Source organism: Marinomonas sp. S3726, from assembly GCF_000967665.1.
Lineage (GTDB): Bacteria > Pseudomonadota > Gammaproteobacteria > Pseudomonadales > Marinomonadaceae > Marinomonas.
This window is the reverse complement of the sequence record NZ_JXYC01000036.1, coordinates 24,666-49,165: the sequence shown is the minus strand read 5'-3', so window position 1 is coordinate 49,165 and position 24,500 is coordinate 24,666. Positions and strand designations below refer to the sequence as shown.

Sequence of the window (24,500 nt, the reverse complement as noted above, 5' to 3'; positions counted from 1 at the left end):
TTTGATCTCTCCCTCCGTTTCATGCAGTATCCCGCACGATTTTATGGAACTTGAATATAAGGATGATTATTCATGAAACGGATTTTGTTGAGTTGTCTTCTAACGGCAGGTGTTTCTATGTCGGCAATGGCCTATGACGAGTCTCAGGAGTTCAGAATTCAATCTGAACAATACGAGTCAGTGATGACCCTGTCTGACATGATGGACATATTCAAAGTGCAATCCTTTACCGTCTACGATGTGTCTTATCATGAAGATAAAACATATGAAGGCATTTCACTAAAAGCCATGCTAGAACATAACAACTATTCATTAGACGACATAGCAGAAATTACCGTTGTTTGTGCCGATGGATACAAGGCGGTACTGGATGGCGACATTCTGCGTAAATACCCAGATGCCCTGATCAGCTATCGTCAGTTGGATCAAAACGGTAAAGGCATTATCGGTGATTTTGAGCCAATGCGAGAGGGCAAGAAAATTGCTAATCCTTCGCCTTTTTATATGGTGTGGCCTCAAAAAGAAACATTCGGTGTTTTCCCTTGGCCTCATCAAGTGGTTGCTTTAGAAATATCTGCCAAAGATAGCTATCAGGTGATTAAGCCAGAGCAATCTGCATCTGCTTCTGTTCACGAAGGCTACAAGTTATTTAAAGGCGCTTGTTTAGCTTGTCATTCAGTCAATTTAGTCGGTGGCGTGATTGGTCCTGAGCTGAATATTCCGCAAAATATAACCGAATATCGCACGAAAGAGTATATGAAGCAGTTTATCCGTAACCCAGATAGCTTTAGAGCCAGAAGCAGAATGACAGGACTGCCTGATTTATCCGATGAGGATATAGACAACGCTATTGATTACCTTGTGTATATGAAGGAACACAAGAATACGAACAAGCTCTAAACAATAGGAAAGTCATCGTCACGTCATAGGCTAATCATTTAGCCTCAACTGCAGGTATTAAAACGCTAATTACCAAGCGTTTTAATACCTGCTAAATCAGTAAACTTTTAGCTTGGTCTAGCTCCTATTCTTGCTCTAAAATGCCTGCTCTTGCAGATCATACTCATTATGATCAATAAGCATATCAACCCGAACCCAATTACAAGGAAGTGAGTAAATGGAATGGTTTACCGAGATAGACCTATACTGCGAACGAGTCGGGACGGCATTTTGGGCCGAACCAATCAATGCAATATCTAACCTAAGTTTTGTGATTGCTGCACTTTGGGCTGCATCAAGTGCTCGAAAAAGAGGACAGTTTGATATCAGTACAAAGGTATTATGTCTACTCGGAGCTTGTATTGGTTTAGGCTCTTTCCTATTTCATACCACGGCTAATCTTTGGTCATCCTTTGCGGATGTCATCCCTATTTGGAGTTTTGTCGCTCTTTATATACTGGTGGTGTTTTTGAAACTTACAGGCCGTGAAGGTTTAACAGCCACTCGTTTGTTAATGTTTTTACCACTTCTCTTCATCAGCCTAGGTTGGATATTTATCTCAGGCAGTGCCACTCAAGTGAGCGCCTCAACAGATGCCTTAAATGGGTCAGGTCAATATACGCCTGCGCTTATAGGGCTTTGGGTTTTTGCCCTAATCAGTATAATCAAAAAGCGTCCTGTATGGCCTTGGGTAATGAGTGCGGCAATTGTATTTACCTTATCCCTTGTCGCAAGAACCTATGACCTCGCTTTGTGCTCCAGTTTTGCCTTAGGTAGCCACTTTCTCTGGCATTTACTGAATGGCCTAATGATTGGATTCTTATTGCAGGCTTTGATTCGTATTGAGTCCACGAACAGTCTAAAAGAAAGCAGAGTTTAGCCGTTCTGGGCTATGACATATTTGCAATGAAAGATTAGCGATAATGTTATAAATTGTATTTTTTTTGCTTGATCATAGCGAAATAAATTGAAATGTGAAGGGAAATGAGTAGGATTCTAGTAATTTATATATGAGATAGACTGTTAGTGGTTTTTGACCATTTATCAATAAATGAGATTTTAAATTTCAGTTTGTAGGGCTAAGGACGGCTTTTCAAACTGCTTATCTTTTGGTTTTAATGATCTTTTCATACCTTTTTATTGTAAAGTGACTAGATAGAAAAGCTAAATCTTAAAATTTAAGAAACTAGTCATTTTTTATTATAAAAATCAAACTTAAGTTTGTTTCCTTAAAATATTTTATACTAAAAAAATTAAGATATGAGGATTGTTTTAAGTGAATATATAAAAATATTAGTTAACCGGGATACTAAGCTTAGGCATGATGTATTATATAAAAAACATATATTTTAGCTCTAGAGAATAATATGCGCGATTTTAAAACAATACAAAATTTAATGGGTGATCTACCAGAGGAAGTCACAAAAGCTTACTTGATTGGTAGCACAGGGGCAGGTAAAAGCTCATTAGTTCAGCAAATACTTGGAACAACGGAAGTTAACTTTCCAACTACAACTCAACGCAGAACGACTGTTGCACCAACTGAATATGTAATTAACAGTTTATTACCTTTTAAAAGTACTATTTTATTAAAGAAAAAAGAAGACCTTGTTTTTGCAATTGAAGATTTGATTTTTGAAGCAATAAAAAAAACCTTGGATAAAAACTCTAATTTAAGTGATATTATTTATGAATTTGAGCAGTCGCCTGATGAAAGGTTTAAATTAAAACATATAGTTTCAGATTCAATTATAGAGAAACAAGCTGAAACATTAATAAATAAGCTAAGGCCTTTAAATTTAGATGTAAATGATGATGGTTTTTTTGATAACTTAAAGGTTAACAATATTGTTGATGATATAAAAAAGAATCTTATTGGTGAAATTGAATTTAATTTTTCAAAAACATGTCCTGATTCGGGAAATCTTTTCGAACAAGAAACAATAGAAATAATAGGGATAAATGATAAAGATAAATTTATTATTAAAAATAAAGATTTACTCAAAAATGAATTTGGCTCCATATCTGCATTAGTTGAATATGTTAGAATTGAAGGTGACTTGTTATCTTCAAAATTTCATAACAGTTCAAATTTTGTTTTAATTGATGGGGAAGGCATTGGCCATTCTTACAGTGAGAAACGTGATACGCTGTCAACAAGGCACTATGACTATTTTGATTTTTGTAATCATATTATTCTTATTGGTGATGCAGAGGAAGCTTTTGCAACAGGTGGGCAAGGTGTAATTGAAAGTATATGCTTAAATGGCTATCAAGATAAATTTCAACTAGTGTTTTCTAAAACAGATAAATTGGATAATACTGATGTAAACGGTTATATAAGAAGGAATTTACATAATTTATCATCAGCGCTTAGTAAGCAAAGTATAGAATTTAGTGTAGAAAATAAAGACACCTTTAAATTTGGAGAGTTAAATAAAAAAGAACTCAGTCACCATACTTCAGGGCAGATAATAAAATTACTAAAAGTAATAAATAGTAAAATTGAAAGAAATATTATTGATTTAGAGTATGATTATTCAGTTTTTTATTCAACTATTAATAATAATGAATTTCATGAAGAGTTTATAAATCGGCTCGATAATGAACACTGGGCAGTGTTAAAAGCTTTCAGTAAAAGGCTAAGTTGGAAGGATTTTGAATATCGCCATCTAAAACCTTTAAGTTGGGTTCTAACTTTTATCATGAGAGATATAAATTTATTTTTGACCAAAAATAATTTGGTTTCAGAAATATGTGACTCACAAAATAAAATCAAAAGAACTTTCTCTAAAAATTTGAGAGATTTTATTTTCAAAGAACTGATTATAGAGAAATCTCACTTATGGAAACAAGCCTATGAGATGAGAGGAAGAGGTTCTCATCAAAATAGAAAAAATTTCATTTTCGATAATATTATAACAACTTTTTTGCCTAAAGAAAGTTCAAAAGCCTTTCTGGATTTTAGAGAAAAACTTAAAAAATTATTGATAAATTCAGGTGCTTTGGAAATGAAAGAACCAATACGAACAACAATATGTAAAATTAAAATAACAAATATATTTGGTAATCGTGATATAGAGTGGAATTTACAGGATGATATTAATCTTCTGGTTGGTAAAAATGGATCAGGAAAAAGTACTGTATTAAATTTACTTAGTGCATGTATATCTAATAATAAAGAAATACTTGACTATTATAACTACCCATATGTTGAATTAACAATAAAAAAAGAGTTTGAAAATGGTCAAAATTCTGAACAAGTATTAAAAGCAAATACACCTTCTTTAAACTTAAACCCAATAATTATTCCTTCACTTAATGATTTAAGTCGGTTTTCTAATAAAAATGAAAGTTTAACTTTGGATTTAGTAATTGAGAATTTGACAAATAAATTTAGTAAGTATCAAAGAAATGTTAAGCAGATTATAAGTAATAGATCAGAGGAGTTAGAAAGTAAAAGAAATAAAATACTTGAAAATATTACCGACAGTACTCCTGAATCTTTGTTAGAATTTAAGAAACTTTCTGTTGAAATTAATAGTATTATAGATAATGAATCAAAAGTTTTACTTAAATTTAAAAAAGTAATGGATAAATATTTCTTAGATACTGAGAAAACCATAATAATAGATGACGATAATGATGCGCTAGTAATTGAATTGTCATCACCGGAAAAGAAGAGAATAAAATTAAATCAACTCTCTTCAGGTGAAAAACAATTACTGATTATATTTCTAAATGTGATTTTAAACTCTGGAAAATCATCTATTTTAATCATGGATGAGCCAGAAACATCTCTACATGTTGAGTGGCAGTCTTCTTTTATTGACAATGTAAAAGAGTTAAATCCAAAAATGCAAATTGTATCAACTACACATAATCCACTGATTCTATTAAATCGTAATCAAAATGAAATTGGAATTATAGATTATAAAAGTACTTGCATCGATACTAGTAAAATAGGGACGAAATACCTAGATATTTCGTCAGTTCTTCTTGAACACTTTAATTTATCGTCTCTAATTGGAAAAGATATGAGAGATAAAATAAAAGAGTACTCATCGTTGCAAATAATAAATTCGCCTAATGATGAAGAAGTAGAACGAATTGAAAAGATAAAGTTAGAACTTGATAATAGTTTCTCTAGTGAAATTCTTTATAATAGAAATTATTATAAGTTTTTAAAGTTTTTAAGAGATAATAAAGAAATTGATTTTAATAGATTTGAATCTATTGAACCTGAAGATATGGAAGAATTTCTTGAAGAGTTTGGAGAGTTTTTCAATGATTAGTATGAAAGATCTTTATGAACATAGTGACTACGAAAATACCAAGAAAGAATTTCTCGCTTCGAATAATGCGAAACGGTGGTCAATTTTTAAACCTGTTCATTTAAAGGTAACTAAGAATAAGTGCCCTATATGCGAATGTCGTTTAGATGGTTCATTAACTCGACCAAGTAATAATAGTCAAAGTATTTCTATTGAGGCTACAATTGATCATTATCGACCGAAAAAAAATGGCTTGTATCCATTCCTTAAATATGAGGATAAAAACTATATTGTGATGTGTTCTGATTGCAATAACTTATATAAAGGATGTGAATTTCCCCTTTTTCCTCCTGCTATTCGAGGCACATGTTCAGAATCTATCAAGAAAGAACAACCATTAATAGTTAATCCATTAACAGACAACCTTAGTGAATTATTTAATGTCCGATTCGTTATGTCACAAACAGGGCGTAACTTATTAGAGCTGACTCCTAGAAATAATAATGGCTATGAATATGAGAAAGCTTTGAAAACAATTAAAATGTTCGGGATTGGTCATTATGATGAATTTCTTCATTCAAACAATAATGCTAAATTACTTAGGCTTGAAATTTTATCTTCACATTATCAAAAATTTAAAAATTTTATAAGGGCTTTGAAAACTGGAGATAAAGAAATGGCTTTATTAGAATATAAAAACAATAACCTTTCTGAATTTGGTTTAATTAATCTTATAAAAAAACAGCAGTTCTCAGACTTTACATAATATTGATAAAAATCACAAAGCAGCCATGATAAGCCTCATAATTTATCATGGTTTTTTTTGTCCAAAAAAGCCTCTAACACCGAATTTTCATCCATAAATCTGCTTTGTATCTCTTGCCATTTAATATATAATTTTTAACTGAATCTCATTTCAAATTTTCTGTTCCTAAATTCAGATATAGATAGCGTTTACAAGGATTTTTATAATATTTATCAGGACAGCAATCCTAATTTTAAAAAGTATTTTATGATGGCTGTTTATATGATTCTTTTAGAAATCTTCTGTTTATATTTAATGCCTATTCATTAATCTGAGCTGCCATATTGGCATTATTACGTAGTTTACTCATGATACTATTACCAATATGTTCTGTGTGCACTGCATGATAAAGCACGTTGATCATATTTTGCGTAATATTAACAGGTAATGTGTATTGTCCGCGAGAAGGGTGACTTGCTCCATTGGCCCAAAGCTCATACACATATTCGCCAACTCGTGGTGGATTATTCCAACCATTATTTGTCATAAATAACCGCGTTGCAACGATGCCTTCTCTCAGCTTTGCACGATTAGGTTTCGCCGCATCAACATTCGTATGCGTATAGACTTCAACAGGATTAACATGCGACTCCACTGCTGGCCCTGATGGATGATTAAGGCGTATGCGGCCATTATTGCCTGCTGCATCGTCAAAATAAATACTGCCTACAATCCCATTACTAACAGACACATATTGTAAATTCGCTAAACTAAACAACGCTGGAGCATTATTATTCTGGTAGGTATTCCAATAATAATCCGTATCGGGGTTTTTGCACAGTCGTGTGCTTGCTATCCAACCTACTTGGCCACCATAGCTAGCCCAACGGTGATCCCGAGGAATGAGTTTAACGGCAAAATTATTCACTCTGTTATCTAAAATCTTAACTGGAACCCCATCGGGTACTGCAATAATTTCATCATGAGGCGCTGCAGTTTGCCTAAGACTAGTTGCTTCTTTTGTTCGGTACCAGCCCTCTGCTCTTTGCAGTTGAATGATGGCAGTCAAAGGGTTGACTTGACTAGGCTGGTACGACAACTCATATCTTGGTGAATTGGTTGTCTTGTTCATAGAAAGTAGTCTGTTTTGTTGTGTGCCTTTCTGTTTTTGAGCATACATATTACTCTCCCAATTTAATTAACATTAAATAGATATAGACTTAATTGATATTTATTAGATATACACTCACAACAAAACGTGAGTTAAATCGAAGTCGGTGATGCTTAATCAAAAAGCAATTAAGAGGATCAAGAAATTAATATGGCCGCCGTTAAAAAAATAACTATTTAATTTCCTACCATTACTTAAGGGCGCTAAGTAAATAACCGTTTCATTTATTTAATATTACCCACTTGAATGAATTAACCTCTGCCTAGTCGACGAAGTATTCGGCTTTAACTATGTAGTATTTGTAGGAAGTAATAGGTTTCTTGGTCAGGTTGAGAGAGAAGTTTTTGTAAAAGAGAAGGGGGAGTGAGTTTGTATGAGAGTAAATTTTTCACCTCGTTCCCAGAGAGGAAGGTCGTGGGAACGAGAGTGAGTGGTTTGGTGTAACTTGCTTTTATTTAACTTTGCTCAACTATTGGTTTTGCCTTTGCTTTATGACTGCTTTGGCTTAGGTGTGTACCTAACAAAGACAATAAGCAATAGCCTGTAAAATAGTAAAAACCTGCTCCCGCTGCAGATAGAGTTTGACTACTGATGAGTAAATCAATGTTTAAACCAAAGGCTGAGATGGCTTCTCTGTTTGCTGTTTCACTGTGGTTAGTCGATAAGATAGCCAGAAAAATAGCGACAGTGAAAACATCTGCCATGGACCACTTTCCGATACTGGCGACAAACTTTAAAATCTTGGTTTCTTTATCGGCATTTTTAATGAAGTATGAAAAGCTAACCAATGAAGTTTTTAGTAAGGGAATACAAACGGAAAATAAAAAAATCAGTACTGCCACGATAAAACGTTGATCTAGCCATAGCTCTTCAACTGTGGCGATAATGGATAACTCTTTATCGATCAAATTGGGTGTGAAGTTAGAGCCCATGACATTGATGCCCATTTCCATGGATAAAGACAGCATGGGCAGCATTATCCCAGGGATGAAGAGGCCAATGGCGATAATGTTAAGGGCAAATCCTAGATGTTTTTTCATTCTTTATTAGCGAGTCAGTATTAAGGTGGGCTGATTATGTCGCAGCTGTAGATAGCTTCTCAAGTAAATTGGCTATTTATAGCCTTTCTTTACGTTGATAAGAACTTAACCAGATTGATTAGCATCTGTTTTTCTTAGTACCTTTCTGTGTTAAAGCTCTTTTAGCAATTTTTCCAGCTTAGGCATTTGCGCCATCATGGCTTTGTAACCTGCATTGATCGCATCTTTTTTCGAGTTAAAATTTCGATTCTCATCTGGTTCATAATCAGGTCTGATAACTATGTCTGCACGATTGATTTCTGCTTCACTGAGTTTGCAGGCAAGTAACCTAAAGGTTGATAGCTGCATGCTTAAAGAGGTGTTTTTAGCTGGTTTTTGGTTGCCACAATATATGTCCACTGCAATGACTAAATCTGCCCCCATCGCTTTGGCATAATCTACTGGTACGACATTCAATACTCCTCCATCAACTAGAAGGTGATCTTTATGTTCAACAGGGATGAAAGCACCAGGAATAGTGGAAGAGGTTTGTACTGCTTCTCCTGGGTTTCCATCTCTAATTAGAACAGACTCTAGGCTAGTCATATCGGTTGCAGTGATCCCAATTGGGATGACCATGTCAGACAGTTTTTGCTGTGGTACTGAATTATTGATCCATTGAGCTAGGTTTTGGCCGTTCATAATCCCTTTACGTGATAAAACGATATCCATAATATCTGTTTCACTAAAATCACTGATGATCTTTTCTAATTCGTCATAGGTTTTTCCCGATGCATAAAGGGTTGCTGCAATGGAGCCAGCAGAAGAACCTGTGACTATATCTGCTTTTATTTTGGATTCTTCCAAGGCTTTGATCACGCCAAGGTGCATATAACCTCGAATGCCACCACCGCCAAAGGCAATACCTATTTTCTTTCTTTGAATAGCTTTTTGGCCTTTGGGTTTGCTTTCAACCCTTTGGCTTGCAGCCATTTGCTTTTCTTTCGAATGAGCTTTCAATTCAGAAGCTTTAACTAACTCTAATTGTTGATAGTTATTATTCTGGGCACAGCCTGCCACCGTTAGCATGAAGAGGGTAATAAGTAAGAGCTTAATTCTCATTTCAGAACGACCAAGTAAGGCCGGTTTTTTCCTCTGACAAGCGCCAAAGTTTATTAGCCATGCCTTGATTTAACGCGACTTCGTTTAAAGAGCACTCTCCAATAGGACCAACGGTTTCGGCTCTTTTAGTTGGGCCATATAAACGCTTTAGAACGAGTCCATCTTGAGTCGCACACATAACTTCTGGCCAAGCGCCTTTTTCGGCAGATTGCGCAATGATTCGAGAAAGTAGTGACCAAAGCACTTTGTTAAAGGTGCTTGCTGTGTCCATGAGTAAGTTAGTTCTGGATGCGCCGGGGTGACATACAAATACCTTTGTTCTTTTACCTGCTGCTTCGATACGATCTTGTAGCTGGTAGGCAAACATCATTTGAGCGAGCTTACTTTGTGCGTAGGAGTCCCAAGCTGTATATTTTCGATCAAAATTCAGGTCGTCAAATTGGATTTTCTTTAAACCCATTTTGTAAGCATTGCTGCCTACAACAACGATACGTCCTTGGGACGCTTCTATTCGATCGAAAAGCATGCCACATAGGAGAAAGTGACCAAAATGATTTACGCCAAGCTGGCTTTCGAAGCCATCAAGTGTGATTTCTTGTTTGGCAACTTGGGCAATGGCTCCATTACAGAGTAGGGCGTCTATTTGTTTTGTAGTTTCTAATACTTTCGTGGCGGCTTCTCTTACCGAATCTAATATAGAGAGATCCATTCGAATAAAGGTAACTTCTGCTTTATCGCCAAATTCCTGTTTCAGAGCTGTGATGGCTGCTGCGGATTTTTGTGTATTACGGTTAAGCATGATGACTCTCGCTCCTTTGCTTAACAGAGTGCGTGTTGCTTGGAAACCTGCGCCACTATTAGCTCCAGTAATCACATAGGTTTTGTCTGTTAAAGAGCCAAGCTGTTCTGGTGTCCAGCCTTTAGGGCCAAATGCGTTTATTTGCTTCATTGTTTATGATCCAAAAATTGTCTGTCTTTGAAGGTCTGTAAATCTGTGTTTTTCATCGCAGACAAATATAGCTCTCAGCATTGAGCGCAAATAGGCGAAATAATCTCTAAAATATGCCTATTTGTATCACTGAATTGAGTTCGTGAATCCTTGGTGCTAATTTGGATGTGTGTTTTCTAGATGTTTTATTTACGTCTAATTGACCTGTTTATTTATTCGTTAATAGAAGGTTTGTAAAAAGCTAAGCCACATTAAAAGATAATTGAGTTGTGTAGCCAGTATGAGTAAAGAATTAATCAAACAACTCGTTGAAATGAATATTCGTGACGATGGTATGGTGGAAACGGGTGTGAAGGGGGTTCAGCTCTTTCGTGTTACTAGTCCAGTTCGCTGTGCGCCCGCTATCTACGAGCCGACAGTTGTTGCCTTAGTGAACGGATCGAAAGAAGCTATCGTCAATGGTCAAAGGTATGCTTACGATAGTAGTCAATTCATGTGTTGCCCTATTTCTATGCCGGTAGAAGCGGGTACGCCAGAAGCTTCACCTGAAAACCCTTTGTTAGGTGTTTATATCTCTTTAGATACAAAAGTCATGACTGAACTCGCAATAGAGATGGACACAGGTATAGGCGCTATTCGTCAGCCTCAAATAAGTCACTTATCACCTAGTTTGACGCTTTCTCACTGGGATGAGTCTTTTACTGAGGCACTTTTGCGTTTACTTAGATTGCTGGAGAACCCTGCTGATATTTCGATCTTAGGAGAAGGGCGACTGCGCGAATTGTATTATGCCGTGTTAAAAGGAGAAGCTGGCGTATCTGCAAGACGTGCATTTGGGGTGGGCAACGATATTGCCAGAGTCATTGAATACTTAACAGCTAACTTGGACAAGCCGATAAACATAGAGGTGATGGCTACTCAGATGGGGATGAGTAGAGCTGTTTTGCATCGTAAATTTAAGCAAGCCACCATGATGTCGCCGATTCAATTTGTAAAATCCATGCGACTCAACACTGCTGCAATCAAGATAGTTGGTGGCATGAACGTAAATACAGCCGCGATGGAAGTTGGTTATGTCAGCTCTTCTCAATTCAGCAGAGAGTTCAAACGTATGTATGGACAGTCACCTAAGCAGTGGATTCATTCAAGGCAAACTGACACTGATTAGCGCTACTTTTAAATCAATCAGTAATCAAGTGAATTGGTTATGTCACGGCCACTTAGATTAAAAGGTGTTTTCATACCTATATTCTACTTGGGAATGCCTATCTATTAGCGTCAGTTCAAATATCTCTTTGTTACTCTAAGATAAATGGAAAATGGCAAGGTATAAGCCAGAATTTTGTACTCAAACCTTATTACACTGTATAAAGGACTTTAATAAGGTGTGAATTTCAGATCACCCGCTCTCAAAGTAGCGCAATGGATTCCAGCAAAGGATATGTAACTCAAGGATGATGTATGAGTAGATACTCAAATATAGCCATTAAATCAGTTGATGATTTAAAGAAAGACCAGTCTTTAACTCCTATGCAAGCATGGGCAAACAACGCCAAATACTATTATCCTGAAAAAATAAGCTCTCAAAAAAAGGGTTGCCCAAAATCTACTTTTTTAGGTTTGTGTGAAGCTGGAGAAATTATAGGGGTAAAAGGTGGTTCTTATACTCGATCCAAACTCAACAAGCAGTACGGGTTGAAGGCACTAGCGCTCTTGAGAAGTCAGCCAAAGCTTAGTGAGTCCGAGTTGTGGTCACTCATATCGAATAAAACTCATAATCAACAAATGAAAGTGGTCAAAGCGCTGTTTGACCATGGCTATATTCAACCCTAATTTACTTACATTGTATAAAGAGTCATAACATTGATGTTATTTGATATAAATCGTCATGAAAAACTTACTGAAAGTTTATGGGACGAAAAATGCGTAAGGTCAGAAATATCAGCAATTATTGATGATATTCAACAACATTCATTACCTAATGCTAGTTGGCCAACACATCAGCTAGATGCTGAAAGCTATTCTAATTCTGGACCAAAATGGTCGGCATATGCTGGTGCCGCAGGCACTATTCACGCTTCGCAAATTTTAAGAAGGTACGGCTATCAAGTGGCGGATTACTCCGATCTGTTAGAAACTGTCTATCAATCTTTCTTAGAGAATCCTGATGTCTCTGTTGAACCGGGTTTACAAATAGGTGAACTAGGCATTCTTATGCCTGCTTTATTAGCCCAACCAGAAAATGAAGAGTTATCTAAAAGAGTTATACGATGTATGGAGCAAACACTTCACCTTCCTTTGTACGAGGTAACTTCTGGGCAAACAGGTATGATGCACGCTGCTTTGTCTCTTTATCGATCAACAGGAAAGAATTGTTGGAAAACCTTGTTTATTAAAGGTGCTAATTCTTTGATGGAACACTGGTTGCAAGATGAAAACACAGGAGAGTGGCTATGGCAAAGCCAAGTGTTTGGGCCAAAGCGTCATTATTATGGTGCCTGTCATGGCTTAACTGGTAACGCTAATATTTTATTAGAAGGTGCAGACCTATTGCCAAATGATTATGTTGAGTTAATCATAAAACGTACGGTTTCTACTTTGGAAATTTCAGCAAAACATAGTGGTAATTTAGCTAACTGGATTTTATGCACAAAGCCAGATATTGATAAACTGCTCGTACAATGGTGTCACGGGGCTGCAGGAATAGTGACGGCAATGGCGAGAACACCTCAATCGAGCTCCCCTGAATCAGAGCGACTTGAGCGGTTATTACAACAAACTGGAGAATTAGTATGGGAAGCTGGGCCTTTAGTAAAAGGTTCTAATATATGTCATGGTACGTCTGGAAATGGTTATTCCTTTTTGTATTTATATAAAAGGTGGGGGAGAACTGTTTGGTTAGATAGAGCTCGAAAATTTGCAATGCATGCAATAGAACAGTGTCAAAAAGACCGCCAGCGTTATGGTGTAGGGAGGTTCTCGATGTGGACTGGCGATGCGGGCTTAGCTATTTTTTTGCATCATTGTTTAAACCCTGAACAAGCTGCAATACCCGGTTTAGACCTGTTTTGATAAAGTTTGTATTTACAAAGTTTTAATCTGTATAAGGGTCTTTAATAAGGTGTGAATTGCAGTGCACCCACTCTCATGTAGTGCAATTGATTCCAGCAAAGGATATGTAACTCAAGGATGATGTATGAAGAAATTTGGAGAGACAGCAGGTAGGCTGTCTAAGAACCCATTAGGTATCCTAGCTCTCTTGATCGTGTTGGTGTATGCCATAGCGGGCTTGGTTGCCTCGTCGGATAACTTTTCAGGCAATGATCTAACCATTCTTGTGTGGTTTCTCGTTTTGTTCCCTTTGGTGGTGTTAGCCTCTCTGGTGTTTTTGGTTTGTAATCATCACGACAAACTCTATGCTCCCTCTGACTTTACCGATGAAAGCCACTTTGTCTCTTTGGTTGATCAGTCATTATCTCAATCTGAAAACTTTAACCGTTTAAATAACTCTACAAAGAGTATTGAACAAGAGCTAGAAGCTATTTCTGATAAGGACACAGACCAAGATGAAGTGATAGAAGAGCTGAGTTTCGTGAAAACCGAGCTGCTACATTTATCTAAGGAGAAAATTTCTGTCTTGGAAGCCCTAAGGGACGGGGTGAACCTTTATCGTTCTATTTCTGGCATTGCCACAGATTGTCAGCTCTCAAAAACGCAGGTGCGTGACCTTTTGTTTACTTTAGAAGAAGAGGGCCTGATTAGCTCAAGAGATAGAGGGCGCGGAATGAAGTATTTTATCGTAAATGAAGGTCGCAGTGCTTTGGCGCTTTCTAGTAAACCTTTGAATGCCAATGCTTAATGGCGCTGTCTAGATGTCTTGATGAAATTTGGTATTCTGTATCAGGAGTCTGAATACAAATTGAAAATGCATGCTTTTTATCTGTTAGTCTTTAAAAAACGTGAGATTAAGCATTTCAACAATATTGGGATATTTAAGGTTTAGGTTGCTTTTGTGAACAAAATTGCATTGATAATTTTTACTATCCTATTTTCTGCTAGCGCTATGTCAGAGGTCTCTATTGATTTAGCAAACGGTGAGTGGCCGCCTTACCATTCAAAAAAGTTAAAGCATTATGGTGTGGTTTCTCATATTGTTAAAGAAGCTTTCGCTTTAGAAGGTATTAAAGTGAATTATCACTTTCTCCCTTGGAAGCGGGGGATGAAGATGGCCGAGCATGGCAAGTTAAATGGTACAGCTGTTTGGCGATATCAGTCTGATATCCAAGAGAAGTTTTATTATAGTGACCCTGTGATAACAAGCGAAACTGTCTTTTTTCATCTAAAATCTTTCCCATTTTTATGGAATGAATTTACCGATCTTAAAGGGCTTCATATAGGTGGGACTATTGGTTATACCTATAATGAGGAATACCGCAAAGCAGAGGCCTCTTCTGACTATAACATTCATCGTATCGCAAACGATGGGCTGAACTTCACTATGCTTCTTCGAAATAGAATTGATATTTTTCCAATAACAAAAGAGGTTGGATACTTTTTGCTGCAAACTCAATACGAAGAAAGTCAGGCCAACTTAATTACTTATCATCCTAAAAGTATTACTCCGATGAGTGAAAAGTCATTGCACCTCTTGTTATCAAAAAATGATAAGCAAAATGAGCAATTTATGGCTTCTTTTAATAAAGGGCTTAAAAAGTTAAAAGCCAGTGGGCTTTATGAGCAATTTTTAAGAGATCTTGAGAGTGGTAAGTATTTGCCTAATTCGAAGGTTGATTAGCTTTTTCAGTTTGCATATTAAAAGTACTCAATTTAAGCATTATTAAATTATGTTTTTGGAGTGATAAGTAAATGTTTTAAATAAATGACTGAGCTGGTAGCTAGTTCTACCAGCTCAATCATTTCAATGGTTAATAATCTTTTACTTCAAATTGATCATCAGCAGGGTCAGCAGTATATCGGCCTTCAACCTGGTCCCATTCATAACTATTGCCCATCATGAACTTTATGCGGTTATCTGATGTTGAAGCACTTGCTGCGTCATAGCCTGTTTCGCTGCGTGTTCCCCACCAATTAATACTAACTTCTTCTGGCGCATCTGAATCCATAGATTGAAAGTACCATCTACGTGCATGGTTATGTTTGGATGTGATATCCCAAGCATTGAGATACCAAAAGCGGTTATTGATGAGGGCAACATCACTTTCTAAAGCAGTATTTTGATCACCAATCCAGACATCAAAAATAAGGGAGGTTTTATACCATTCGACGGCAATGTCTTGATCAGCAATCATTTCATTGATGGCCCAGTGAACTCGTTCACCTGTCCAGTCATTTTGGCCGTCGCCATTTTTATCACCTAAATAGCTTTTTCCATCTTGAGACCAAAAAGGGTCTAATAAAGCAATTCTTTTGGGCATGAGGTTGTTAGCTAAGGTACCGTTATTTATTCCATCATTGATTTTCTGGGCGACAAAAACGGCGAGTTGATTACCTAAAGAGTGGCCTGCAAAGCGAAGGTTATTTGATGTGTTGTTGGCTAAAACAGAACTAATTTGTTGAAAAGCAATTTCGCCAACAGATATGGCCGGTGATTGGGTTGTACTATAGCTGCCATCGCTTAAGCGATAACGCATGCCTTTATTGCCATTTGCGCTCCACATTTTTGCTTCCGCATCTTTTACTTCGCTTTCGTCTGCAAACTGATTCCAATGGAATATGCCTACATTCCAGCCTTGTTCCTTCCAAGTTTCCATGGTGTTTTCATTAATATCTGAAAATTCGAAGTCTTCTCGGCTATATCCTTCTTCAGCTGATCCACTTTGCCAACCATGGAAGTAGATCACTGTTGGTTTGCTATCGTCATAGTAGCTAGTATCTTGGGTGATGAGAGAGCCGTCATGATTAACGGCTTTGACTTGGCTTTCATTGCCGCTCACCATTTTGGCCCAATGTAAGCCATAGTCGAGATAGTCTTGTGCTGCATAGGTTAAGCCTGACATTGAGATAGACATAGAGATAGATGAAAGGCACAAAAAGCGTTTTAGTGGTTTGCTAAATGCAGTCGAATTTTCAAACATATTATTTCCCTTAATTGAGAAAACGCACCTCATGGATGATTTGTTAAATTAAATATCCTTAAAGTGCATTTTTATGCGTTTTATTTTTATTGAAAATCGAGAATATGAAACTATTGTGCATAAAACAAACAATTACAGATATGAGTTTTTGTTATTTCTTTTGGATTAAGATATTTTTAATTGGCTATATCTAATATTAAAAGTTCATAAGGTTTTTTATTGATTGATTTATTAATCATTTATTTCTTTGTTAATCAGTAGTTTATATAAAAAGCATTTTTTATGAGTAATCATTTACTAATCATTTATATGTGCTTTTCGCTCTTTCTAAAGACATAATTAAATTTTCTCTGACAGGATTCTATCAATAAACCAGCGGGCAGCTTTGCCTTTGTTGTTACTTTTCCAAGAACAGTATTGAGGCGTTATTGCAGTAGGTTCTGTGGTTTCTAATGTGACTAATGTGCCTTCATCTAGTTTGTTTTGAATCTTGTGCTTGGGCAAAAAACCTACACCAATACCAGCCTCGATCAGACTTATTTTTTGTTGCATTGAAGCGACTTTAATCTGCTTTTGTTTATCCATAAGGCGATGGGACTTGATCGGAGAATGTCTGGATGAATCTTTAATCACAATGGAAGTATATGGAGCAATCATTTCATTCGTTAATGGAAGGTTTGTTTGAGTAAGAGGGTGATGATTTGCTGTCACAAAACACCATTGGCTTTGTATCACTTCTTTAAACTGTAAGCCTTGAATGGGCGTGTTTGGTGCTGGACCACCAAGGACAATATCCGCTCTGTCTTCTATCAAAGCTTCTAAACTGCCACCCATGACTTCTTCTAAGAGGTTGATTTCAACACCTGTATTAAGTTGCTGAAACTCAGTCAGAATAGGTAAGAACTGCTGTGTATCCCAAACTGTATCTAGTGCAATATTGAGACGAACCTCCCAGCCTGAATCCACCTGATGGGCTTTATCTATCATGGCTTGGGTCGCTAGAAGAAGGCTCCTTCCTTCCTCTAATAAAACTCGACCCGCTGGTGTTAGTACAGAGCGTCTGCCTTCCTTTCTGAAAATAACAAAGCCTAAATCCTCTTCTAGCTTTTGTATTGTATAGGTCAGGGTGGAAGGAACACGAAAGAGGGCATTCGCTGCGGCGGCAAAACTGCCTTTTTTATCTATCGCGTCGAGTACTTCAAGTGCATCTAATGTGAGTTTCATTTTTTGCCTCCTTGCCTTAAGCTAAAACTATTCAGTTTTATCGAACAAATTGGTTAATTTATTCTGATTATTTAATTTTATTTCTTTATTTACAATGGTTTTAGCTTCAAAAAAACAAACAAATATAGATAAAAGGAAATGATTATGAAGATTTTACACAGAGATTCTCTTAAACGTGGTGGTTTTGCTGGACTTAAAGAAACACGTTTGATTGTTGATAACAAAGTAGGAGGTAATAACTCGACTTGGAACGGGTTAGGGCAGTTTATTTTCCTAGCGGATGCAAGGTACTTACCTCATGGGGAAACCAGAATGCACCCTCATCATGAGGTGGATGTAATTACCGTGATGTTAGAGGGCAACTTGCAACATGAAGGCTCGCTAGAGCATGGGCAATCGCTTTCTGGTTATCAAGTTCAAGCGCAAAGAGCTGGGGCTGAAGGCTTTGAGCACAATGAAATTAATCCAGATGCCACGGGGAATCGCATACTTCAGCTTTGGGCTCTGCCAGAAACCTTGGGCGAACCTGCAGCTTACAAACTCTATGAACCAAAAGAGAATGAGTTAACCCGTATTTATGGTGGTAGTAAGTTGCAAACTGAGACTTTTGATAGTCATACAACAATCGATATTGGCCTACTGAAGAAAGATAAAAACATTCAAATTAAAGGTGAATTTCTCGCTTATATCAGCCAAGGCGAAGGATTATTAAATGGCGAGGTTGTAAAAGACGGTGACCTAGTGAGAGGTGAGAGTATGGACCTTAGGGTAACCAGTGATCTCCTACATATTAGCCTGATACAAGATTCATCGCTTTAAGCCGAAAGCCAGCTTTAGATTAAAGGAGGTAGAGATGTTTCATGCAAAATACTATGGGCACTTGTTTGGATTTTTTATGGCGTTATTAATGTCTGGGGCTATGTCGTTCGCTATGACACTCATACAACTGGGAGTAGAAGACTTAATGAGTTTTCTATTGGCTTGGTTAGCCGCTTGGGGGATCTCTTTTGCAGTTGCCTTACCTGTAACTTTCATGATTAATCCTGTGGTGAACTCAATCGTTAATCGTTTGATTAGTAAGCCTTCCTTAAAGAAGAAAAATTATTAATCAAACACTTAGCAAAAGGAAGTGTGAGTTTAGTGTAAATAATTTGCCTGGATTATATGAGCTATTCGGTAGCATGCTAGTATCCGCACACAGTTTTTTTATGGATCTAATTGATGGAATTTATACTTTCACTTTTCCCAGCAGGTTTTACTTGGTTTCTGCTAGGTATGGCAATTATTACAAGCTTCTTTAAGCCTAAGTTTGGGCTTTTAGGTTTAGGTGTTTGTGCTTTAGCCGCCTTGTATCAGTCTCATTTGGAATTAATCGGAATTCTATATGGTGTAGCTGGTTTAATTGTGGCCGCTTATGGTGCAAAAGCTAAGGGAGTAAAACGTCTTATTTGCCATGTGATTGTGGTTGTCTGGGCGCTTGCATTAGTCTTACATCTCGCACCTGGTTTTAATAATTTACAGGTTTTAGATCAGGTGCAAAGCGGAGCAAATAGCTCTACCTATACATTATATTTAAACCTTGATAAGCCGCTGATATTCTTTGCCTTGCTTTTACTTGTACCTAATTTGCTTGGACGTGCTAAGGCAATGACTCAAATGCAAGTACGAACGCTTGCCGCTTTGTTTGTGAGTGTTTTCTTACTCGCTTTCCTTCTGGGACTGATTCAATACGAATTGAGTCTACCAAATTGGTGGTTGGTATTTGCCTTTAGTAATTTGCTCTTAACCTGTGTCGCTGAAGAAGCATTGTTTAGGGGTTATATTCAAAACCTATTAACTCGTCGCTTTAATCCTGTTATCGGCGTGGGTATTGCCAGTGTTTTATTTGGTTTAGCGCACTTTGCTGGTGGGCCTGTCTTTATGTTAGTGGCAAGCTTAGCTGGGCTTTTATACGGTTTAACCTATTATTGGAGCGGAAGACTAAGTTATGCCGTGGCAGTTCACTTTGCTTTTAACTTAGGGCATCTGACTTTTTTCACTTATCCTTTATTGGCATCATCATAAGTTGAAAATGTTTTCGGTTTATTTGTGGTCTTCTGTTGGTAAGATGGTGTTTGAAATTAATAAAAAGCAAAGGTAATTGTTAGCTTATGGCATTTAAAAACTTTTTTGAGCAAGGAATCGACTTTAAAACCTATTTGGCGCAAGGCTCTGAAGACGAAGCGCTTGCTGTCCTTAAAGCGGCTGACGCTTTAACGGGACAGTTTACGCAATCACTTATAATGAGAATTGCCAGTTTAGAGCAGGGTGCTAATATCCTAATAGCCGGTGAAACTTGGTGTCCGGATTGTCAGCTAAATATTACGGCAATCAGTGCAATGGCAGAGCTTCACCCTAAGATTAATATCTCTATTATTAGCCGAGATTTTGCTCAAGAAAACTTGTTAGATAAGTTAGATATTACAGAGGTTAAAATTCCTTTAGTGGTTGTATTAGACCAATATTATCAACCAAAAGGCTTATTTATCGAACAGCCAACTAAGGTGAAGGAAAGCCAAGATGCGGCATTGCAAAGCGCTTATGACAATGGTGAGCTTTTAACTCAAACCATTGAAGAAGTGCTGGATATTATCGCTCGATAAACTCTCTTCTCATGCCTTATTTTATATATCTCCAAGGATGGAGATAGTGAGTCTTCCCACTTTAATTCACTTCTGTTATTTACGCTGTTTTTTATTTAATCTAACTAAATCAATTAGTTATTTCTAATGTTTCTGTTTTTTCTTTCTTTTATTAAAGCCTTGAAAGTTTTAAATCTATTCGTACCATCTAGTTTTCGAATAGAAAACGAAAATGGATAGGATTAAGGAGAAGATCGCAAATGTTGCAAAAAAATTGTGTGTACTTAGGAGTGGGGAATATGGGGTTTCCTGTATTCAAAGCGACATTTCCTTACTTTTTAAATACTTGGCAAGTGAGTGTTATCGACAAAAGTGAAGAAAGGCTAAAACTTGCGCAAAGTCTTGGTGATATTGAGATGAGAGAAGGGCTCCCCGAAAATACACACATTCTCTTCTTAGGAATAAGGCCCCAAGACTTACCTAATCTAGCGATGCAAAACCGAGATTCGGGCGCTAACGATCCTGCTTTAATTGTTTCTATGTTAGCTGGTGTGTCGTGTGCGGAAATTCAGCAATACTTTCCTAACTCTCAAGTGGTGAGATGTATGCCAAATACGCCTTGTGAGTTTGGTGTAGGAATCACGCCTATCTATTTTAGCGGTACTTTTAGTGCTCATTATTCTGCTTTTCTTGAGGCGGCTCAGTTTATGGGTGAGCTTTTCTTTGTTGAGAAAGAGAGTGATATAGATGGCGCAACAGGCATCAGTGGTGGAGGGCCAGCTTATGTCATGCTAATGGCTGATGCCATGATTAAAGCCTCTCAAGCATTGGGCTTTAACTATGAAGAGTCAAAGCGATTAGTGGGTAAAACCTTAGAGGGTAGCGGTAAAATGCTGCAAATGTCTGATAAGTTGCCTGCTCAGCTTGCTCAAGATGTGATGACGCCAAATGGTACCACTGAGCAAGGAGTGAATGAGCTGAAAGCCAAAAATGTGGAAGCCGCTATTTATGATGCTTTGTTAAAAGCGTCTCATAAAGCGGTGGATATGTCTGATCCTGACAATAGGGATTAATGGCTTTTTAGTTTTGGATCTAATAAAGGGGAGAGAGCCAAGACGTTTAGGCTCTCTCAACCTTTCTCAATGTAGGTAGGAATCATAATAAATGGGGTCTAATCCATAGGCTTCATCTAACCAAGTTTTGACATGAGGTCGGTTTAATAAACGTTCTGCCCAAGCCTTTGTTAGGGGGAAATGATGAGATGGTTCAAGGTGTGAAGTAAGCCTTAATACGCTAGGTACTAAGGTAAGGTCCGCAAGGGACACGTTGCCAAATAAATATGGACCCTGGTATTTAGATAATAGACCTTCCCATACTTGATAAAGGCCTTCGGCGCTTTTGACATTATCAGCTGACAGTATTTTCTTATCTGGATAAAAGCTGCTTTCAAAAGATAGGCTAGGGCAGATCTTACCCATATCAGCATGTTGCCAAGCAATCATAGATCTGGCTTCAGCTCTTACAAATGTATCATCAGGGAGTAATTGGTTATTGGATAGTTCATTAACGAATTCCATGATGGCCTGAGAATCATAAATGACGTGCTTGTTATTATTCTGACTAATCGCTTCTTCAACCACTAGAACAGGTACACGAGATGCGGGTGAAAAAGTGCTAATTTCAGCTATGTTTCGCCATCTTTGAGGGCGTCTAATATCAACAATAATCTCTTCAAATTCAATGTTTGTTTCCTTTAGACTTAACCAAGCTCTCATGGCCCAGCTTGAAGCGTTGCGTGTGCCAGAATATAGGGTTAATTTCATGATTCACTCCTTAATAATCAAATTAATGCATGTCATTATTTTAGTGATATTTAGGTTCTTTCGCGCTGCAAAGCTGCTTTAGTTGAGTGCGTTATTATGCATTTTGGTGTTAAAAATGAAGAAAATCTTCCCGATAGTTTATTTAAATGGAATAGTGATGAGTTGCAATAAATGCGGAGCTTCAAATGAGAAGAGAACCTTATAAACGAAAGATAGGGGTAATGCTAGTCCCCCATCTTTGGATAGGTGCCACTATTTGGCCAACTCTCTTGTATCTTGGTTTATCTGATTTAACAGAGTTTTACTTTTATCTTTCTCTCTTTTTTATTGGTTCTACTGCTTTCTGCATTCATCAAGGCTGGTATGCATTTAAGCACGGGGAGTATTCAGATTTTGCGGTTTTGGCTGTCGTTCCTATCTTATTGCCTATGCTATTATTCGCTTGGTATTTAATGCGTAACTGATTGGAATGGTGAGTTATTGAGTTTGAAGTTTATCTAGAAGACTTGAGTCAGATTTTATCTAATATTCGCAATCAAATATTTAAGTGAGTTTTGGAGTGAAGCGCTTTAAAAACTCAATATAAAAAGGAAAGTAGTTAATGATTAAACTAGCCATGTTAGGTGTTGTTATGGTTTTAGTGACAGGCTGTAGTAATAAAGACTTGTATGACAATATTCAAGCGAATAATCAATTTGCTTGTAACAATGTGGCACCTTCCCAATATGATGAGTGTATGGAAAGGTCCAGCATGTCTTATGAGGAATATGAAGCAAAGAGAACAGAAGACCCTTATGAGTCGAGCCTAGGCTATTAGGTCTGTATCTAGCTAGCAATAAGACTGACTTATTGGCAGGTGCTTGAATAAGCGGTAAGCCAGTCTTTTACTTTTAGATTAATGCTTAATCTTGATAAGCGCCTGCTGAGTAAGTTAACTCGTAAGAGTGTGAGTAGATCTCGATGATGTTCCCCCACGGGTCTTCACAGTAAACCATGCGATATGGCTTTTCTCCAGGGTAATAACTGCGAACTGGCATACGCTGTTTACCGCCCGTTGCGACTATCTTCTCTGCTAAACCCTCTACATCAGGATCAGTAATGCAGAAATGAAAAATGCCCGTCTTTTTATACTCTAAATTATTTTCAGGTGTTTGATTATCTGGGAACTCAAACAATTCGATACCGATTCTATCTGCTGTTGCTAGGTGACAGATTTTAAATTTACTCCAGCTCTCACCAAATACGTCATCACACATAATGCCAATGGCACTGTCATCTCGTGCAATTTCTGTTGGCTCCATTATTGGGTAAAGCCCTAAAACATCTGTATACCACTTAAAAGCGGCGTCGACATCAGGTACGGATAAACCTATGTGATTAAAGGCTCTTGGGTAGGTCATGTATTTTCCTTATTAACGGTTTAGATAGGTCTTTCTCGTCGTGTTTAACGAGTGAATAAGGCAAGGTTACATACGTATATTAATAATGTTAAATTATCATTTAAAATGAAAATAAGTATATTTTGTTATGATTAATCCTGTCCTTTTAAAAAGCTTTTGTACTCTGGCCGAGCTTGGCCATTTCACCCGTACCGCTGATAAGTTGCATATGACGCAATCTGGCGTAAGCCAACATGTTCGAAAGTTGGAAGAGTCTCTTGGGCAGACTTTACTAATACGACAAGGGAAAAAGTTTAGTCTGACCCATGCGGGCAATCAGGTTTACCAAAAGGGAAAGCAGATATTACAGACCATGGAAGAGCTCGAAACCAGCTTGCAAGACGACCCTGAATTTGAAGGGGAGGTAAGTGTCATGTCGCCTGGAAGCGTGGGGTTAAGACTTTATCCTGATATTTTGTCTATGCAGCAAACTCATTCTAAGTTGACGGTTGATTATCGTTTTGCGCCTAATGATTCGGTCGAATCACATTTAAGCCAAGGCGTGTTAGATATTGGCTTGATGAGTAAACTTACAGCAAACCCTAAAATAGACGCTAAGGAAGTGGCAAAAGAAGCGCTTGTTTTGGTAACACCGGCTGATTTTGACGATTGTGAACTATCTTCTGCAACCACATCAATGGCTATGTGGAATCAGCTTAAAGAATTAGGCTTTATCCAGCATCCAGATAGCGCTTATCAAGCCGCTTTGTTACTAGGGGCTAACTTTCCTGAATTTAGCCATATTGATGATATCCGAAAAAGTGGCTTTTCAAATCAAATAGGCTCGATTCTAGAGCCGGTCAGCTTAGGTTTAGGTTTTACTGTCTTGCCTGCTTTTGCTGTTGATGCCTTTGTTTATCAGGACAAGATTAAACGGCATACACTTCCAAACCCAGTAAATGAAACCATTTACCTTTGTACTAATCGAGAGCATGTATTGCCGAAACGTGTAATAGGCTTACTTGCAAGATTAGAGGAATGGTTAGCTTAGCTTAAGGAATGGTTTAAGGAATCATCGATTGATTTAGCGCAAGTTCTCTAATCTAATCTGAGACCCTTGATCTAGCTATATTAGCCTT

Annotated in this window: 25 protein-coding genes; 17 read left to right on the top strand and 8 right to left on the bottom strand. The window is 37.3% G+C overall.

The window, feature by feature from the left end; all coding sequences use genetic code 11:
* Positions 1–72: 72 nt before the first annotated feature.
* The 4 genes from TW85_RS25745 (at position 73) to TW85_RS22230 (ending at position 5,979) form a co-directional block, all read left to right on the top strand.
* On the top strand, positions 73–900 hold the full coding sequence (locus TW85_RS25745) for a cytochrome c (RefSeq protein ID WP_084616474.1): 828 nt from the start codon (positions 73–75) through the stop codon (positions 898–900).
* 217 nt (positions 901–1,117) lie between these two features.
* Positions 1,118–1,819, top strand: a complete 702-nt coding sequence (locus TW85_RS22240) for a ceramidase domain-containing protein (RefSeq protein ID WP_046019349.1) — start codon at positions 1,118–1,120, stop codon at positions 1,817–1,819.
* A 487-nt stretch (positions 1,820–2,306) separates the two neighbouring features.
* Positions 2,307–5,234: an AAA family ATPase gene (locus TW85_RS22235; RefSeq protein ID WP_046019348.1), complete on the top strand. Its 2,928-nt coding sequence runs from the start codon at positions 2,307–2,309 to the stop codon at positions 5,232–5,234.
* The gene (locus TW85_RS22230) at positions 5,227–5,979 is read left to right on the top strand and encodes a hypothetical protein (RefSeq protein WP_046019347.1); all 753 of its coding nucleotides are present in this window, start codon (positions 5,227–5,229) and stop codon (positions 5,977–5,979) included. Before TW85_RS22235 ends, TW85_RS22230 begins: the two co-directional genes overlap by 8 nt.
* A 298-nt stretch (positions 5,980–6,277) precedes the next feature.
* On the opposite strand, the gene TW85_RS22225 is transcribed toward TW85_RS22230, so the two are convergent.
* The 4 genes from TW85_RS22225 to TW85_RS22210 all read right to left on the bottom strand — a co-directional run bounded on the left by TW85_RS22225 (position 6,278) and on the right by TW85_RS22210 (position 10,219).
* On the bottom strand, positions 6,278–7,138 hold the full coding sequence (locus tag TW85_RS22225; protein WP_046019346.1) for a hypothetical protein: 861 nt from the start codon (positions 7,136–7,138) through the stop codon (positions 6,278–6,280).
* Between the two features lie 446 nt (positions 7,139–7,584).
* Positions 7,585–8,169: a paraquat-inducible protein A gene (locus TW85_RS22220; RefSeq protein WP_046019345.1), complete on the bottom strand. Its 585-nt coding sequence runs from the start codon at positions 8,167–8,169 to the stop codon at positions 7,585–7,587.
* A gap of 150 nt (positions 8,170–8,319) precedes the next feature.
* A complete protein-coding gene (locus TW85_RS22215) occupies positions 8,320–9,270 on the bottom strand; it encodes a patatin-like phospholipase family protein (protein WP_046019344.1) in 951 nt (316 codons plus the stop codon).
* 1 nt (position 9,271) lies between these two features.
* Positions 9,272–10,219 carry an SDR family oxidoreductase gene (locus TW85_RS22210; RefSeq protein ID WP_046019343.1) on the bottom strand — a complete coding sequence of 316 codons (948 nt, stop codon included), beginning with the start codon at positions 10,217–10,219 and terminating at the stop codon, positions 9,272–9,274.
* A 280-nt stretch (positions 10,220–10,499) separates the two neighbouring features.
* Here TW85_RS22210 and TW85_RS22205 point away from each other — a divergent pair, with 280 nt between their 5' ends.
* The 5 genes from TW85_RS22205 (at position 10,500) to TW85_RS22185 (ending at position 15,014) form a co-directional block, all read left to right on the top strand.
* Positions 10,500–11,387: an AraC family transcriptional regulator gene (locus tag TW85_RS22205; RefSeq protein ID WP_046019342.1), complete on the top strand. Its 888-nt coding sequence runs from the start codon at positions 10,500–10,502 to the stop codon at positions 11,385–11,387.
* Between the two features lie 293 nt (positions 11,388–11,680).
* A complete protein-coding gene (locus TW85_RS22200; protein ID WP_046019341.1) occupies positions 11,681–12,052 on the top strand; it encodes a hypothetical protein in 372 nt (123 codons plus the stop codon).
* A gap of 33 nt (positions 12,053–12,085) precedes the next feature.
* Complete coding sequence (locus tag TW85_RS25740) at positions 12,086–13,291, top strand: LanC-like protein (RefSeq protein ID WP_052702369.1); 1,206 nt, start codon at positions 12,086–12,088, stop codon at positions 13,289–13,291.
* 124 nt (positions 13,292–13,415) lie between these two features.
* Positions 13,416–14,078: a helix-turn-helix domain-containing protein gene (locus tag TW85_RS25735; protein ID WP_052702368.1), complete on the top strand. Its 663-nt coding sequence runs from the start codon at positions 13,416–13,418 to the stop codon at positions 14,076–14,078.
* A 153-nt stretch (positions 14,079–14,231) separates the two neighbouring features.
* Positions 14,232–15,014, top strand: coding sequence for a transporter substrate-binding domain-containing protein (locus TW85_RS22185; protein WP_238326278.1), 783 nt, complete (start codon positions 14,232–14,234; stop codon positions 15,012–15,014).
* 130 nt (positions 15,015–15,144) lie between these two features.
* On the opposite strand, the gene TW85_RS22180 is transcribed toward TW85_RS22185, so the two are convergent.
* Complete coding sequence (locus tag TW85_RS22180) at positions 15,145–16,314, bottom strand: hypothetical protein (RefSeq protein WP_046019340.1); 1,170 nt, start codon at positions 16,312–16,314, stop codon at positions 15,145–15,147.
* A gap of 339 nt (positions 16,315–16,653) precedes the next feature.
* Complete coding sequence (locus tag TW85_RS22175) at positions 16,654–17,538, bottom strand: LysR substrate-binding domain-containing protein (RefSeq protein WP_046019339.1); 885 nt, start codon at positions 17,536–17,538, stop codon at positions 16,654–16,656.
* Between the two features lie 144 nt (positions 17,539–17,682).
* On the opposite strand from TW85_RS22175, the gene TW85_RS22170 reads away from it, so the two are divergent.
* The 5 genes from TW85_RS22170 (at position 17,683) to TW85_RS22150 (ending at position 21,232) form a co-directional block, all read left to right on the top strand.
* A complete protein-coding gene (locus TW85_RS22170; protein WP_046019338.1) occupies positions 17,683–18,357 on the top strand; it encodes a pirin family protein in 675 nt (224 codons plus the stop codon).
* A 34-nt stretch (positions 18,358–18,391) separates the two neighbouring features.
* Complete coding sequence (locus tag TW85_RS22165; protein ID WP_046019337.1) at positions 18,392–18,646, top strand: DUF2798 domain-containing protein; 255 nt, start codon at positions 18,392–18,394, stop codon at positions 18,644–18,646.
* Positions 18,647–18,759: 113 nt separating this feature from the next.
* On the top strand, positions 18,760–19,602 hold the full coding sequence (locus TW85_RS22160) for a CPBP family intramembrane glutamic endopeptidase (RefSeq protein WP_046019336.1): 843 nt from the start codon (positions 18,760–18,762) through the stop codon (positions 19,600–19,602).
* A gap of 86 nt (positions 19,603–19,688) precedes the next feature.
* Positions 19,689–20,180: a thioredoxin family protein gene (locus tag TW85_RS22155; RefSeq protein WP_052702367.1), complete on the top strand. Its 492-nt coding sequence runs from the start codon at positions 19,689–19,691 to the stop codon at positions 20,178–20,180.
* A 239-nt stretch (positions 20,181–20,419) separates the two neighbouring features.
* Positions 20,420–21,232, top strand: coding sequence for a pyrroline-5-carboxylate reductase (locus tag TW85_RS22150; RefSeq protein WP_084616473.1), 813 nt, complete (start codon positions 20,420–20,422; stop codon positions 21,230–21,232).
* Positions 21,233–21,298: 66 nt separating this feature from the next.
* Here the strand turns inward: TW85_RS22150 and TW85_RS22145 are convergent, their stop codons facing one another.
* Positions 21,299–21,982 carry a glutathione S-transferase family protein gene (locus tag TW85_RS22145; protein WP_046019334.1) on the bottom strand — a complete coding sequence of 228 codons (684 nt, stop codon included), beginning with the start codon at positions 21,980–21,982 and terminating at the stop codon, positions 21,299–21,301.
* A gap of 185 nt (positions 21,983–22,167) precedes the next feature.
* Between TW85_RS22145 and TW85_RS22140 the strand changes: the two genes are divergently transcribed.
* Entirely contained in the window at positions 22,168–22,446 is a 279-nt protein-coding gene (locus TW85_RS22140; protein WP_157197006.1) for a hypothetical protein, read from the top strand.
* Between the two features lie 137 nt (positions 22,447–22,583).
* Positions 22,584–22,799, top strand: a complete 216-nt coding sequence (locus TW85_RS22135; protein ID WP_052702366.1) for a hypothetical protein — start codon at positions 22,584–22,586, stop codon at positions 22,797–22,799.
* A gap of 85 nt (positions 22,800–22,884) precedes the next feature.
* Here TW85_RS22135 and TW85_RS22130 read toward each other — a convergent pair whose 3' ends face one another.
* On the bottom strand, positions 22,885–23,382 hold the full coding sequence (locus TW85_RS22130; protein ID WP_046019332.1) for a lactoylglutathione lyase family protein: 498 nt from the start codon (positions 23,380–23,382) through the stop codon (positions 22,885–22,887).
* A 127-nt stretch (positions 23,383–23,509) separates the two neighbouring features.
* On the opposite strand from TW85_RS22130, the gene TW85_RS22125 reads away from it, so the two are divergent.
* Positions 23,510–24,412: a LysR family transcriptional regulator gene (locus tag TW85_RS22125; protein WP_046019331.1), complete on the top strand. Its 903-nt coding sequence runs from the start codon at positions 23,510–23,512 to the stop codon at positions 24,410–24,412.
* Positions 24,413–24,500 lie beyond the last annotated feature (88 nt).